Here is a 14,359-nt window from a genome sequence, read left to right as displayed (position 1 = left end):
AACTCCACTCGCGCAAAAGAAGACTGAAAGACGGCCCGTGATTACGGGCCGTTTTCTTGTTCCCGCTTGTCTTGTTTCCGTTTGTCGCGCCGGGCTCGGAATCCCGCCGGCGCCACATTGCTCCCGTCATGACCGATCCCCAAAACAACCGCCCGCCCCGGCAGCCCCGCCGCGAGGTGCATGGTGTACTGCTGCTCGACAAGCCGCTCGGCCTGTCGTCCAACGATGCGCTGGTGCGTGCCAAGCGCCTGCTGCGCGCGCTCAAGGCCGGCCATACCGGCACGCTCGACCCGCTTGCCACCGGGCTGTTGCCGTTGTGCTTCGGCGAGGCGACCAAGTTTTCGCAGGACCTGCTTGAGGCCGACAAGACCTACGAGGCGGTCGTGCGCCTGGGCATCAAGACCGCCACCGGCGATGCCGAAGGCGAGGCGATTGTGGAACGCCCGGTGACGTGTGACATGGAGGCACTGCGAGAAGCCATGACGCGCTTTGCGGGAGAAATCGAGCAGGTGCCGCCGATGCATTCCGCGCTGAAGAAAGACGGGCGCCCGTTGTACGAGTACGCGCGCGCGGGCCAGACAGTGGAGCGCGCGGCGCGCCGCGTCACCATTCGCGAAATCACGCTGCTGGAGTGCGGCTTGCCGCTGGCACCCACCTTCAGCATGCGCGTGACTTGCAGCAAGGGCACCTATATCCGCACCCTGGCCGAAGATATCGGCGAGGCGCTGGGCTGTGGCGCGCACCTGACCGGCTTGCGCCGCACCGCGGTTGGCGACCTGAGCCTGGCCGGCGCGGTCACGCTGGAACAGATCGAACAGCACGGCGATGACGAACGCCCGGCGTTGCTGGCTCCGGTCGATGCCTTGTTGCAGCGCTGCGTTCCGGTGACGCTCGATGCGGCGGCGATGGGACGCTTCCTGCAGGGGCAGCGTATTGCGCAGCGCGACCTGCCTGCCGGCACCGCGCTGGCGGAGGACGAGCTTGCCCGCGTCTATGGCGATGCACCGCAACGCCTGTTGGGCGTGGCACGCATGCGCGAAGGGGCGCTCCGTCCCGAGCGGCTGGTCAAGCTATAAGGGAGGCGGGCGCCCGACCCTGCTCCGAATGGCGCATCGGCCTGACTTTGGTGCTACCAACGTGTTGCATCGCGCAAAAAGGCCGCTTCACATCACGAGAGCCGCGGCGAAAGCGCGCAGGGTTGGCGCGATGCCTTTCCTTTGTGGCGGATATTTGTTTAAATATAAAATATCTGTCGCGCAACCCGGCGCATCCTGCGTCCGGGCACACGCGGCACGACTGCAGAGCCTTCGTGAACCGCCTCTTCCTGCTCTTACGCGCGGCAACAGCCGCCTCGCTCGCTGCCGCCCGGTACGCTGCCTGATCCGCCTGCAAGGCGCGTCGAAGCGCAGCGCACCGGGCCGAACCTCGCTCCCCCCAGAAGCCAAATGCCACACGCGCGACCACGTCGCGCGCGTTGACACCGGGAGTCGGCATGCGAAAGACAGTTTTCCTCACCCCCTGCGATATCGAACGCCTGAATGCGCTCGCCGCCGATCAACGGACGGCGGCGCTCCAGCGCAAGTCCATCCGCGAAGTCATCGGACGTGCCGTGGTCGGCGCCTCCGCCAACCGGCCGCGCGAGGTGGTCACGCTGAATGCACCTTTTCTCTGCATTGAGGCGCAGCACCGCGAGCACTTTGTCTGGCGCATCGTCTACCCCGATGTGGCGGACTTCCGGCGCGGACAGCTGTCTGTCCTGTCGCCCGCCGGCATGGCGTTGCTAGGGACGCCAACTGGATGGCATGTTCGCCTGCCCGTCGCCGATGGTGCGCAGTCAGTCGAATTCGTGGTGCAGGAAATCCTGCCGGCTTGAACCGGTAGGGGAGGGTCGAGCAGGTACGCCGGCGATTGGCGATTGGGGGGGAGGCCGATGCCTGTGAGGGCACCGGCCTGGCCCGGGGGCGCGAAGCACTCGCTTGGCTTAGTGCGCCCCGGCGGCGGAGGCGTCAAGTTCGCCTCCCTTTTTCGGCTTGGTCAGCCAGACGAAAACAATCAGCACGAAGAACAGCACGCCCGAGATCCAGAAGATGTCGTTGGCGCCGAGCATGGCCGCCTGCTGCGAAATGCTGCGCTCGATCTGACCAATGGCCTGGGCCTGGCTCATGCCCAACTGCGTCAGGTGATTCAACTGGTCGGCGTATGCCGGGTTGTAAGGGTTGACCTGTTCCACCAGCTGCGCGTGATGCATCGCCGTGCGGTTCTCCCAGATTGTGGTCGAGATCGAAGCGCCGATCGCGCCGAAGGTGATCCGCACGAAGTTGGAGACGCCCGAGGCCGACGGGATCTTCTCCGGCGGCTGGCCGGACAGGATGATCGAGGTCAGCGGGATAAAGAACATCGCCATCGCCGCACCCTGGATCAGCGTCGGGATCATCAGCGAGCGGGTATCGACCTGCAGGGTGAAGCCCGAACGCATGAGGCTGACCACGCCAAAGGTGATGAAGGCCACGGTGGCGACCCAGCGGGCATCCATCCTGGGCAGGTTCTTCCCGATCACCGGGGACAGCAGGATAGCGAAGATCCCGACCGGCGCCATCACGATGCCGGCATTGGTCGCGGTATAGCCGACGATGGTTTGCAGCCACAGCGGCAGGATCACCAGGTTGCCGAAGAACAGTCCGTACGCGACCGAGATGGCGACCACGCCCGCGCTGAAATTGCGGCCCTTGAACAGCGTGATATCCACGATCGGATGCTTTTCATAGCTCTCCCAGATGAGGAAGAACAGAAATCCGACAATGGCCACCACGGTCAGCACCACGATCGAGGTCGAGTGGAACCAGTCCAGCTCCTTGCCCTTGTCGAGCATGAGCTGCATCGACCCCACCCAGATCACCAGCAGCGCCAGCCCGATCCGGTCGATCGGCAGGATCTTGACGGGCGTTTCGCGATCGCGGTAGATCGCCCAGGTGGCATAGGCAGCGCCAAGGCCCACCGGGATGTTGATGTAGAAGATCCACGGCCAGGTCATGTTGTCTGAGATCCAGCCGCCCAGCAGCGGCCCCATGATCGGCGCCACCAGGGTGGTCATGCCCCATAGCGCCAGCGCCATGGTGCTCTTCTGCGGTGGATAGCTCGATAGCAGCAGCGATTGCGACAGCGGGATCATGGGCCCGGCCACGGCGCCTTGCAGCACGCGCGCCGCCAGCAGGACTTCCAGGTTGGGCGCGACGCCGCACAGCCACGACGAGAGCACGAACAGCAGGATCGAGGTGATGAACAGCCGTACCGCCCCGAAGCGCGTTGTCAGCCAGCCTGTGAGCGGCACCGAGATCGCGTTGGCCACCGCGAACGAGGTGATGACCCAGGTGCCCTGGTTGGGCGCCACGCCGAGGTCGCCCGAAATCGCCGGAATCGACACGTTGGCGATGGACGAGTCGAGCACGTTCATGAACGTGGCCAGCGACAGCGCGATGGTGCCGATGATCAGTTTGCCGCCCGAGAGCGGTACTGGCGCGGCAGGGCGCGCAGCCGGCGCGGGGGCGCCGGGAGCGGCGCCGTCGCGCGCGGGGATGGAGGTGGCCATGTTCAGGTGTTGGCGGGCTTGGCCGAGGCGGGGGCTGCAACCGGCGCTGCCATGGGTTCGGCCGCATGGCGGCCGCCATTGTTCAGCGAGATGATGCGGGCGATCAGCGCGTCGGCGTCCTGCGCGACCTTTTCATAGACGTCGGTCTGCATCGGCCGGGCGACCGTGGTGCTGGACATCGCAGCGCCTTCCTCCTTGCGCACGTCGACGGTCACGTTCATCGACAGGCCGACACGCAGCGGGTGGTCCTTCAGCTGCTTCGGATCCAGCGCGATACGCACCGGCAGGCGCTGGACCACCTTGATCCAGTTGCCGGTGGCATTCTGCGCCGGCAGCAGCGAGAAGGCCGAGCCGGTACCGGCCGAGAAACCCTCTACCTTGCCGTTGTAAGTCACCTTGGATCCGTACAGGTCGGCCTCCAGCGTGACCGGCTGGCCAACACGCATATGCGTGATCTGCACTTCCTTGAAGTTGGCRTCSAYCCACACYTGGTCYAGCGGCACCACGGCCATCAGCGGCGYGCCCGGTGCCACGCGCTGGCCCACCTGCACCGARCGCTTGGCCACGTAGCCCGTCACCGGCGCCGGCAGGGTCGAGCGCGCGAACGCGAGGTAGGCGGCACGCAGGTTGGCCGCGGCACGCTGCACATTGGGATGCTTCTCCACCGTGGTCTGGTCGGTCAGCACCTTGTTGGACGCCAGTTGCTCGCGTGTTGCCGACAGCGCCGACTGGGCTGCCGTCAGCGCCGTCTGGGCGTGCGAAATTTCTTCACCCGACACCGCGCCGGAGTTGGCGATGGCCATGCGCCGCCTGAGATCTTCCTTCGCCTTGGCCACATCGGCCTCGCGCATCGCCACGTTGGCTGCCAGCGAACCGTTGTTGACGTAGAGGGTGCGGACCTCGCGCACGGCTTGCGCCAGCTGCGCTTCGGCTTGTTCCAGGGCGACCTGCGAGTCGGCGCGGTCGAGCTGGATCAAGGGCTGACCGGCAGTGACCAGTTGCGTGTCGTCGGCCGCGATCGAGATCACGGTGCCGCCCACCCCCAGTAAACGCCGTAGCCCACGCCGGCCACCACTACCGCGGCGGTCAGGGAAAGCAGCAGGCGCTTGCGCTTGCCGTTGTTGTTGACGGGGGCCGCCTGGGAGGCGGGAGTCTGGGCCGCTTGCTTGTTATCGCTCATGATCGTCTTTGAAGAATGCTGTCGGTACCGTTGGTCTGTTCTTGTTGTCTGTGCCTGCGCTGCGAGGGCGGGCTTAGCCGCGTGCCTCGGCCGGCTTTGGCGTGCCTTCGGCTTGTTCCTGGTAGCCCCCGCCGAGCGCTTTCATCAGGCCCACTTGCAGATCCAGGCGGCGCGCCTGCAGGTCGGTGGCAAGGCGGCGCTGCTGCAGCACATTGCTTTCGGCATTGAGCACGGTGAGCTGCGTGCCCAGTCCGGCCTTGTAGCGGATGGTGGCCAGCGAGTAAGCCCGCTCGGCCAGGGCCAGTGCTTCGCGCTGGGCCGTGATCTGCGTGTCCACGCTGCGGATGCTGGCGACCGTATCGGCGGTTTCGCGCAGCGCGTCGACCAGCGTCTGGTTGTAGTTTGCCGCGGCGAGGTCGTATTGCGCGTACTTGCCCTTCAGGTTGGCGCGCAGCTTGCCACCCTGGAAAATCGGCAGGCGGATGGCCGGGCCGATGCCGAAGGTGCGGCTGATACTCATCAGCAGGTTGGCGGGGTCCAGCGAGGCGACGCCGGCGAAGGCGGTCAGGCTGACGGCGGGCAGGAATTCCGCGCGCGCCACCTCGATATCCTTGCTACTGGCCTCGACGCGCCAGCGGGCTGCAACCAGGTCGGGGCGRCGGCCCAGCAAGTCGATGGTGAGGTTGTCCGGCAGTTGCGGTGTGTCTTGCGCCAGGATGGTCGGGCGCTGGATCGCCAGGCCGCGGTCCGGGCCCTTGCCCAACAGGGCGGCGAGCTGGTTGCGCGCCAGCGTGATGTCTTCGTCCACGCGCAGCAGGTCGGTTTGCGCCGAAGCCACCGTGCCGCGTGCCTGGGTGGTTTCCACCTGGGTATCCAGCCCGGCGCTGAGACGCTCGCTCGACAACTGGGTCAGGCCGCGCCGCTGGGCGATAGCGCGCTCGGCCACGTCGCGTTGCGCGTACAAGGCGGCAAGGCGCGCATAGGTGCGGGCCACGGATGTGGTCAGGATCAGGCGCGAGGCCTGGCTTTCGGCCTCAATGGCGCGATCGTCGGACAGCGCGGCTTCGAGCGCCGCGCGATTCTTGCCCCAGAAATCGAAGTCGTACGACAGGCCGGCTTGCAGGCGTGTCTGGTTTTGCCACGAACCGGCCAGCGGCGTGCCTTCAAACAGGTCTGTCTCGGAAAAGCGCTGGCGTACCAGGCTGCCTTGGAGGTCGACCTGTGGATACAGGGCGCTGCGGGTGGCGTCGGCGATCGCGCGCGAGGCTTCCACGCGGGCGAAAGCGGCTTGCAGGTTAGGGCTGTCCTTCACCGCCTCGTCGACCAGGCCGCGCAACTGCGCATCCTTGAACTGGTCGATCCAGTCGAGCGAGGGCCATTGGCCGTGCTGCGAGGGCAGGGACTGGGCGCTGGCAAGAGCGCCAGGGGCGGTGACCGTCTGCGTGCTGTGCGAATTGCCGAACGCGGCGCAACCCGCAAGAACCGCGGCCGCGAGCGCCGTCAGCGCCAGCGTGCCGGCCCGGCGGCCCGCCGCGCTTGCGCGCGGCGACAGGGCGAGAGAGAAGAGAGCTTGATTCATCTGGGTGCGGAACGACAGAGCCTTGTTGTTTGTTCTTTTATTCGAGAGGTCGGGGCGGCGGCGGCCGGGAGGCTTGGCAAAGGCGCGTCTGTTACGCCGGCTAGCCGCTGTTGTTGCTGATGATCCGGTGCAGCATCGAGCGGAAGGTCTGCAACTCGGTATCGGAAAAGCCCTTGAAATGCCGGTTCAGCACGCGGCAGTAGATCCGGGGCAACTCGTCCACCAGGATCCGGCCGGCGGGCGTGATCGACAGGTCGACCACGCGCCGGTCGGCATCGCTGCGCTGGCGCTCGATCAGGCCGCGTTTCTCCATGCGGCTGAGCAGGCGCGTGACAGAACCCATGTCCGTGTTGAGTTCCCGGCCCAGGTCGGTCACCGTGCTGCCACGGCCAGCGGCCAGCATCATCAGGCAGGTTGCCTGGGCATGCGTGATGTCCAGGCCGGTCACCTCCTGCTCCACCTCGTGCGACAACACGTTCTTGGCGCGCGCCATCAGGTAGCCCACGCTTTCGCCCATGCAATATTCGGCCGGGTCGAAGGGGTGGGTGTCATCGGGAGTGGATTGGGTCTGCTCGGACATCTCGCTCGGGTGCTTGTCGCTGCAATGTTTGTCGTGGCAACTATATGTTCACGATTTGCTAATCGCAAGGAGGGCAATTTGTTATTGCTAATGACGCAATAATCCAAATCCAGTCGAGCGGGGTGGGTAAGAAGTGTCCGAATGTCGGCCTCGGGTTTTGCGCCGCAACATGCTATAATTTCGGGTTATCTTTTGATGCTCAGCCCCCAAAGCGAGACGCTGCAATGACCCGCGCCATCCGCAATATCGCCATCATCGCTCACGTCGATCATGGCAAGACCACTCTGGTCGACCAACTCCTGCGCCAGGCAGGCACCTTCCGCGACAACCAGCAAGTGGTCGAGCGCGTGATGGATTCGAACGACATTGAAAAGGAACGCGGGATCACCATCCTCGCGAAGAATTGCGCTGTCGAATACAACGGCACCCATATCAATATCGTCGACACCCCTGGCCACGCCGACTTCGGCGGTGAAGTGGAGCGCGTGTTGTCGATGGTCGACGGCGTGCTGCTGCTGGTCGACGCCGTTGAAGGCCCGATGCCGCAGACCCGTTTCGTCACGCGCAAGGCGCYGGCGCTGGGCCTGAAGCCGATCGTGGTCATCAACAAGGTCGACCGTCCGGGCGCGCGTCCGGAATGGGTGATCAACCAGACTTTCGACCTGTTCGACAAGCTGGGCGCCACCGACGAACAGCTCGACTTCCCGGTGATCTACGCTTCGGGCCTGAACGGCTACGCCGGCCTGACCGACGACGTGCGCGAAGGCGACATGAAGCCGCTGTTCGAGACGGTGCTGTCCAAGGTGCCCGTCCGTGACGACAACCCGGATGGCCCGCTGCAGTTGCAGATCATCTCGCTCGATTACAACAGCTATGTCGGCAAGATCGGCGTGGGCCGCATTTCGCGTGGCCGCGCTCGCTCGCTGCAAGACGTGGTGGTCAAGTTCGGCCCCGAAGGCAACCCCATCAAGGGTCGTATCAACCAGGTGCTGAAGTTCCAGGGCCTGGAGCGCGAAATCGTGGCGGAAGCCGAAGCCGGCGACATCGTGCTGATCAACGGCATCGAAGAACTGGGYATCGGYTGYACCGTGTGCGCRCCGGACGCSCAGGACGCSCTGCCGATGCTGAAGGTGGACGAGCCCACSCTGACCATGAACTTCTGCGTCAACACCTCGCCGCTGGCAGGCCGCGAAGGCAAGTTCGTGACCAGCCGCCAGCTGCGCGAGCGCCTGGACCGCGAACTGAAGTCGAACGTGGCGCTGCGCGTGGCCGAAACCGGCGACGACACCATCTTCGAAGTGTCGGGCCGCGGTGAACTGCACCTGACCATCCTGCTGGAAAACATGCGCCGCGAAGGCTACGAGCTGGCCGTGTCGCGCCCGCGCGTGGTGTTCAAGGAAATTGACGGCGTCAAGCACGAGCCGTACGAACTGCTGACCGTGGACGTCGAAGACGGCCACCAGGGCAGCGTGATGGAAGAACTGGGCCGCCGCAAGGGCGAACTGCTCGACATGGCATCGGACGGCAAGGGCCGCACCCGCCTCGAGTACCGCGTTCCGGCACGCGGCCTGATCGGCTTCCAGGGCGAGTTCCTGACGCTGACGCGCGGCACCGGCCTGATCAGCCACATCTTCGACGACTACGCGCCCGTGCGCGAAGGCGGCCTGGGTGAGCGCCACAACGGCGTGCTGATCTCGCAGGACGACGGCGATGCCGTGGCCTACGCACTGTGGAAGCTGCAGGACCGCGGCCGCATGTTCGTCAAGCCGGGCGATGCGCTGTACGAAGGCATGATCATCGGCATCCATAGCCGCGACAATGACCTGGTCGTGAACCCGATCAAGGGCAAGCAGCTGACCAACGTGCGCGCCTCGGGTACCGACGAAGCCGTGCGCCTGGTGCCGCCGATCCAGATGTCGCTGGAATACGCGGTGGAATTCATCGCCGACGACGAGCTGGTCGAGATCACGCCGAAGAGCATCCGCCTGCGCAAGCGTCACCTGAAGGAGCACGAGCGTAAGCGTGCTTCGCGCGAAACCGCGTAAGCGTTTCGCCTCGGGCAGTCTTGCCAACAAAAAACCGCGCCTTGTGCGCGGTTTTTTGTTGCCCGTTTTTCGGGGTTATCGGGGCTGTCGGGCATTCTGGCTGCGATCCGCTCCAAACGCCGCGCCGGGCGGCGCCAGCTTGGCGGCCGCTTCGCGCGGATTGCGCCACTCCGGCGGCTTCCAGAGATGGCGCGGATCCCGGTGGCGCCATGCGTCGGCGAACATGTCGCGCCATTCGTGGAAGGTGAGGGTGAGCGGGTTATGGCTGGCAATGCCTCGGGTTATGCCGTACTCGGGCGGCGCTTGCTCAGGCACGAAGGATCCGAACATCCGGTCCCACACGGTCAGCACGCCCGCATAGTTGCGGTCGATGTACTGCGGGTTCCTGGCATGGTGCACACGGTGGACCGAGGGCGTATTGACCAGCCATTCAAGCCGGTGCCAGCGGCCGCCCAGCCGCGTATGCACAAAGAACTGGAATGCGAGGTTCAGCCCCACCGCCAGGATCACCCAGTCGGGCGTGAAGCCGATCAGCGCCAGCGGAATCCAGAAGAGCCACATTCCCGAAAGCGGATARGTCAGGCTCTGCCGGAASGCCGTCGAGAAATTCATGCCYTCSGAKGARTGRTGSGYSACGTGCGASGCCCACAKCCAGCGCACCCGATGGCTGGCSCGRTGRAACCAGTAATARAGAAAGTCCTGCAATAGCAGCAGCAGAAGAAACGACCACAGGGTTTGCGGCATCGCCTTCAACCCGTGCTGGTAGCTCCAGGTGTAGACCGTGCGCACCATCAGCCAGAGGAAAAAGGCATCCGACGCCTGATGCATCAGCGCCAGCGCCGCGTTGGAAACGGTATCGCGCAAGCTGTAGACGGCGGGATCGCGCCGCGCCCAGTACCACGCCTCCGCGCCGATGGTCAGCAGGAAGGCCGGCGCGAACGCCAGCAGGATCAGGCCGGGATCGATTGTTGACGGTTTCATCCGGGCAATGTTGCGCGATTCAGGGTGTTTTGTCTGGAGGCGGCCCTCTATACGCCCGTGTGGCGTTGCCAAATGCGCACGCCGATGCACTCAGTAATGCTTGTGACGCACATTTGCATTCCTGATCATTTTGCACGACTGAATATCCATGCGCGTGGGGTCAAGCCGGCAAGCGTGGCGCCGTTATAGCAGGGCGGCTGAAAACAGAGCCGCGTCAGCGCTAATTCCAACGGGGAGCCCTCATGTTTCGCAACACCACCATCGGTACTAGATTGTGGATTTTGACTGTTGTTACCAATATGTTGTTGCTGGTTGTCGGTGCCGTAGGCTGGCTCGGCATGTCGTGCAGCAATGACGCCACCCGGCAGATCTACCAGCAGCAGCTCGCCGCCGCCGTGAATCTGGCAGAGGCACGCTCGAACCAGTTGCTCGTTCGCGTCTTGCTGGACCAGGCCACCTTTGCCGCCGACCCGGCCGATGCGCGTGCGCGTGCCGCTACCGCAGAGGGCTTTGCGCGCCAGTCGGACGCCGCCTGGAAGGCTTACCTGGCGCTGCCGCGTTCGCCCGAGGAAGCCAAGGCCGCCGAGGAAGTTGCCGCCAGGCGTGAAGCGTTGTTCACGCAAGGCGTCTCACCGATGATCGCAGCGCTGCATCAAGGGGACCGCGAGGCCGTGATGCGTGCCGTGCTGGAAACCATTCCCAAGCTCGATATCGCTTTTACCGCCGTCAACACCGAGCTGGGCAGGCTACAGGTCGCCAGCGCGGAGGCGGTCTATCACGGTTCGCAGGAGCGCTACACCACGTTGCGCTCGCTCTCGATTGGCGTGCTGGCGCTCGGGCTGTGCTTCAGCACGGTGGTGGCCTGGCGCTTGCGCCGCTCCATCGTGGGTCCCCTCGATGCGGCCATCGCACGCTTCGAACGCATCGCGGCCGGCGATCTTGGCGCTAAGTCCGATGGCGCGGGTTTGAGCGCCGAGGGCGAGCGCAGCGAGACAGGCCGGATGCTGGCCATGCTCGGCCGCATGCAGGCGAGCCTGGCCGCGATGGTGAGCGATGTGCGCGGTGGCGCGGACTCGATTGCCGCCGCCAGCAAGCAGATCGCCAGCGGCAACAGCGATCTCTCGCAGCGCACCGAGCAGCAAGCCGCGTCGCTGGAAGAGACCGCATCCAGCATGGAGCAGCTCACGGGCACGGTACGCCAGAACGCCGACAGCGCGCGCGAGGCCAACGACCTTGCCAGCGATGCCACCGGCCTGGCGGAGCGCGGCAGCGACGCTGTGGCGCGGGTGGCAAGCACGATGCAAGCCATTGATGCCAGCGCCAACAAGATCGTGGACATCATCGACGTGATTGAGAAAATTGCGTTCCAGACTAATATCCTCGCGCTCAACGCGGCGGTGGAGGCTGCGCGAGCCGGCGAGCACGGGCGCGGCTTCGCGGTGGTGGCGGGTGATGTGCGCGATCTTTCGCAACGTTGCGCGGGCGCTTCCAAGGAGATCCGCACGCTGATCGGCGATTCGGTGTCCCGGGTGCGCGCCGGCGGCGAGATGGTGGATCAGGCGGGGCAGGTGATGCAGGAGATGGTAAATGCGGTGCGGCGCGTGAGCGGCATCATGGGCGGCATCAGCTCGGCCTCCGACGAGCAATCGCGCGGGATCGAGCAGGTCAACCAGGCGGTGGCGCAGATGGACGGCATGACCCAGCAGAACGCCGCGCTGGTCGAGCAGGCAGCCGCCGCCGCGGCATCGCTGGAAGACCAGGCGCAGCGCCTGACAGGGCTGATGTCGGCGTTCCGGGTGGTCTGAGCGGATGGCGCGCGGCGGCGCTGAGCGGCACGCCGCGCGCCATGTGCCGGCGGGTGCGGCCTGCGGCGCGGCTGGTGTAAAGTTGCGGGTTGCATTCGCGGAGAAAGAGACATGACTGAATTGGTCGCAAGCGAGATTCGCGGCGGTATCGGCTACCTGACGCTGAACCGGCCCCAGGCGCTCAACGCGCTTTCGCTGGAGATGATTCGCGCCATTACCACGGCGCTCAATGACTGGGCGGTGGCGCCCGAGGTGGTGGCGGTGGTCATCGCCGGCGCTGGCGGCAAGGCCTTTTGCGCCGGCGGCGACATTCGCTTCTTCCACAAGGCCGCGCAGGCCGGCGATCCTTCGCTCGACCAGTTCTTTGTCGAGGAGTACGCGCTCAATCACCTGATCCATCGGTATGCCAAGCCCTATATCGCGTTGATGGATGGCGTGGTGATGGGCGGCGGCATGGGCATCTCGCAAGGTGCGCGCCGCCGGCTGGTGACCGAGCGGACCAAGATGGCCATGCCCGAAACCAATATCGGCCTGTTTCCCGACGTGGGCGGCGGCTGGTTCCTGTCGCGCACGCCAGGCCGCCTGGGCGAATACCTGGGCCTGACCGGCGCCATGATCCATGCCGCCGACGCACTGCATGCCGGCCTGGCCGATGCCTACCTGCCGGGCAATGCGATGGCCGAGCTGGTGGACACCCTGCGTGCCCGCGACTTCGCCAATGGCGACGCCGTGCTGGCATGCATCGACGAGGCYACCGCCGCGCACCGTGCAGCCTGCCCGCCGGGGGAAAGCCAGTTGGCCGCGCTGCAGGATGATATCGACCGTCTGTTCGCCGCTGCCTCGGTGATCGACATCCTGGCTGCCGTCAGCGATGCCGGCTCCGACTGGGCCGCGCAGACAGCCGCCATGCTGCGCGCACGCTCGCCGCTGATGCTGAATGTCACGCTGGAGCAAATCCGCCGCGCCCGCACCATGTCGCTGGAAGACGAACTGCGCATGGAGCTGGACATGATGTACTACGTGTTCCGTCAAGGCGATGGCGTCGAGGGCATTCGTGCACTGGCGGTCGACAAGGACCATGCGCCCAAGTGGCAGCCGGCGCGCCTGGATGAGGTAAGCCGCGAACGCGTGCGCGCCYTCTTCGACAGTCCCTGGGCGCACGGCGGACATCCCCTCGCGTCGCTGTAGGCACGTGCCGGGCGGTTCCTTTCCCGCAAATGGATTAGAGTGTCGTCTGGACCTGCCGCTGCGCGCAGCACGCTGTCTGTGCCGACCGGGACGGTTGTGTCCTGCCACCCATGGTGCAGTGAACGAGAAAGGAATCGCGATGAGTACTCCCCGTGACGTAGCCGTACTGGTAGGCAGCCTGCGCAAGGACTCCTTCACCCGCAAGCTCGCGCTGGCGCTGGCCGCGATGGCGCCGGCAGGCATCAAGCTCGAGATCATCGAGATCGGGCAGCTCCCGCTGTACAACCAGGACGAAGACGCCAGCCCGCCCGCGCCGTGGGTGGTCTTTCGTGATCGCATCCGCCGTGCCGATGCCGTGCTGTTCGTGACGCCGGAATACAACCGCTCGGTGCCGGCGGCACTCAAGAAYGCCATCGACGTCGGCTCSCGCCCCTATGGSMAGAGTGCCTGGGACGGCAAGCCGGGCGGTGTGATCAGCGCRTCGCCGGGCGCCGTCGGCGGTTTCGGCGCCAATCACCACCTGCGCCAGTCGCTCGTCTTCCTCAATATCCCCGTGCTGCAGCAGCCGGAAGCCTATATCAGCGGTGTCGATAAACTGTTCGACGAACAAGGCGGCATCGCCAACGAATCCACTCGCGGCTTCCTGGGCAAATACCTGACGACCTTCGAAGCCTGGATCGAGCGCAACGCACCGCGCTGATACTGGCAGAGGGGGACCGTCGTTGACTTCAGGCCCCTGACTTTGAAGTCTTTGACGTCAAGCAACAGGAATCAACGTCAACCCCCCCCCCAAAAAGCACTGACGCCCGCTGCCGACAGGGCAGCGGGCGCGGAGGGCAGAATATCGCTGCCTTGCGCTTCTGATTCTGCTTACTTGCGCTTGATGTCCGTGGCCGGCCGCTCCTGCGTACCTGCCAGCGGCTGGCCTGGAAAGCCCCCCGGATAGCTGATGACGCGCATGCCTCCCCCTGCCTTGCGCGGCGTCCATGCATGCCCGGCGCGAACTCTCGCGCCGCCTGTGATTGCCACCATGGCTTCCTTGTCGAGATCCACGCTGTCTGGCAAATCCTTGATGACGATGACGGCCATGACTTCCTCCTGCTTGATGGCGAGGGCCGGGTTGTCCAGCGCTCGCCGGGTGGGTGCGGGTGATGCGGCAAGCCCATCCAGATCAGTATAGGCCACGGGTTTTACCTCCGAGGCACTGCCTTTGCATGCGCAACGGCCGTGGAAACCGCAGGGGATTCCACGGAGCCTGGCGCATTTCGTTCAGACCTTGGCGTGGGTGGCGGCCCATTGCGACGGGTTGACGTCGATGCTCAGCGGGCCGAAGCCGGAGCCGATCACGCCGACGTTGTTGAGCGTGTTCACGTTGATGCTTTGCAGCTGGGCGATGTTCTGGTTGACGTTGACAT

The 14,359-nt window shown here is 65.2% G+C and carries 11 protein-coding genes and 1 pseudogene; 6 read left to right on the top strand and 6 right to left on the bottom strand.

What is annotated here, in order from left to right; all coding sequences use genetic code 11:
* Positions 1 to 128 precede the first annotated feature (128 nt).
* A complete protein-coding gene (truB, locus tag AC1DKD_RS35010; protein WP_441632192.1) occupies positions 129 to 1,076 on the top strand; it encodes a tRNA pseudouridine(55) synthase TruB in 948 nt (315 codons plus the stop codon).
* Between the two features lie 416 nt (positions 1,077 to 1,492).
* Complete coding sequence (locus AC1DKD_RS35005; RefSeq protein ID WP_441632194.1) at positions 1,493 to 1,873, top strand: GreA/GreB family elongation factor; 381 nt, start codon at positions 1,493 to 1,495, stop codon at positions 1,871 to 1,873.
* Positions 1,874 to 1,981: 108 nt separating this feature from the next.
* Here the strand turns inward: AC1DKD_RS35005 and AC1DKD_RS35000 are convergent, their stop codons facing one another.
* The 4 genes and pseudogenes from AC1DKD_RS35000 to AC1DKD_RS34985 form a co-directional block, all read right to left on the bottom strand.
* On the bottom strand, positions 1,982 to 3,586 hold the full coding sequence (locus tag AC1DKD_RS35000) for a DHA2 family efflux MFS transporter permease subunit (RefSeq protein ID WP_441632196.1): 1,605 nt from the start codon (positions 3,584 to 3,586) through the stop codon (positions 1,982 to 1,984).
* Between the two features lie 2 nt (positions 3,587 to 3,588).
* A pseudogene (locus tag AC1DKD_RS34995) lies at positions 3,589 to 4,766 on the bottom strand (EmrA/EmrK family multidrug efflux transporter periplasmic adaptor subunit).
* A 73-nt stretch (positions 4,767 to 4,839) separates the two neighbouring features.
* Complete coding sequence (locus AC1DKD_RS34990; RefSeq protein ID WP_441632200.1) at positions 4,840 to 6,345, bottom strand: efflux transporter outer membrane subunit; 1,506 nt, start codon at positions 6,343 to 6,345, stop codon at positions 4,840 to 4,842.
* A gap of 100 nt (positions 6,346 to 6,445) precedes the next feature.
* The gene (locus AC1DKD_RS34985) at positions 6,446 to 6,925 is read right to left on the bottom strand and encodes a MarR family winged helix-turn-helix transcriptional regulator (RefSeq protein ID WP_035867882.1); all 480 of its coding nucleotides are present in this window, start codon (positions 6,923 to 6,925) and stop codon (positions 6,446 to 6,448) included.
* A gap of 224 nt (positions 6,926 to 7,149) precedes the next feature.
* Here AC1DKD_RS34985 and typA point away from each other — a divergent pair, with 224 nt between their 5' ends.
* Complete coding sequence (typA, locus tag AC1DKD_RS34980; protein ID WP_477144303.1) at positions 7,150 to 8,970, top strand: translational GTPase TypA; 1,821 nt, start codon at positions 7,150 to 7,152, stop codon at positions 8,968 to 8,970.
* A gap of 75 nt (positions 8,971 to 9,045) precedes the next feature.
* Here typA and AC1DKD_RS34975 read toward each other — a convergent pair whose 3' ends face one another.
* Positions 9,046 to 9,951, bottom strand: coding sequence for a sterol desaturase family protein (locus AC1DKD_RS34975; RefSeq protein ID WP_477144302.1), 906 nt, complete (start codon positions 9,949 to 9,951; stop codon positions 9,046 to 9,048).
* A 242-nt stretch (positions 9,952 to 10,193) separates the two neighbouring features.
* Between AC1DKD_RS34975 and AC1DKD_RS34970 the strand changes: the two genes are divergently transcribed.
* From AC1DKD_RS34970 to AC1DKD_RS34960, 3 genes are all read left to right on the top strand, one after another.
* Positions 10,194 to 11,756, top strand: a complete 1,563-nt coding sequence (locus AC1DKD_RS34970; RefSeq protein WP_441632204.1) for a methyl-accepting chemotaxis protein — start codon at positions 10,194 to 10,196, stop codon at positions 11,754 to 11,756.
* A gap of 111 nt (positions 11,757 to 11,867) precedes the next feature.
* Positions 11,868 to 12,944 carry an enoyl-CoA hydratase/isomerase family protein gene (locus tag AC1DKD_RS34965; RefSeq protein ID WP_477144301.1) on the top strand — a complete coding sequence of 359 codons (1,077 nt, stop codon included), beginning with the start codon at positions 11,868 to 11,870 and terminating at the stop codon, positions 12,942 to 12,944.
* 139 nt (positions 12,945 to 13,083) lie between these two features.
* Positions 13,084 to 13,644, top strand: a complete 561-nt coding sequence (locus tag AC1DKD_RS34960; protein ID WP_477144300.1) for an NADPH-dependent FMN reductase — start codon at positions 13,084 to 13,086, stop codon at positions 13,642 to 13,644.
* 170 nt (positions 13,645 to 13,814) lie between these two features.
* Here AC1DKD_RS34960 and AC1DKD_RS34955 read toward each other — a convergent pair whose 3' ends face one another.
* Positions 13,815 to 14,129, bottom strand: a complete 315-nt coding sequence (locus tag AC1DKD_RS34955; protein ID WP_441632210.1) for a hypothetical protein — start codon at positions 14,127 to 14,129, stop codon at positions 13,815 to 13,817.
* Between the last annotated feature and the right edge of the window lie 230 nt (positions 14,130 to 14,359).

It is taken from the genome of Cupriavidus sp. 05T313 (assembly GCF_056396665.1).
The sequence above is the reverse complement of the archived record's forward strand: the minus strand, read 5'-3'. Positions and strand labels throughout refer to the sequence as shown.

Bases quoted from the DNA above. Each gene is read 5' to 3' on its own strand.
- truB (WP_441632192.1), top strand. From the start codon at position 129: ATGACCGATCCCCAAAACAACCGCCCGCCCCGGCAGCCCCGCCGCGAG.
- AC1DKD_RS35005 (WP_441632194.1), top strand. From the start codon at position 1,493: ATGCGAAAGACAGTTTTCCTCACCCCCTGCGATATCGAACGCCTGAAT.
- AC1DKD_RS35000 (WP_441632196.1), bottom strand. From the start codon at position 3,586: ATGGCCACCTCCATCCCCGCGCGCGACGGCGCCGCTCCCGGCGCCCCC.
- AC1DKD_RS34985 (WP_035867882.1), bottom strand. From the start codon at position 6,925: ATGTCCGAGCAGACCCAATCCACTCCCGATGACACCCACCCCTTCGAC.
- AC1DKD_RS34970 (WP_441632204.1), top strand. From the start codon at position 10,194: ATGTTTCGCAACACCACCATCGGTACTAGATTGTGGATTTTGACTGTT.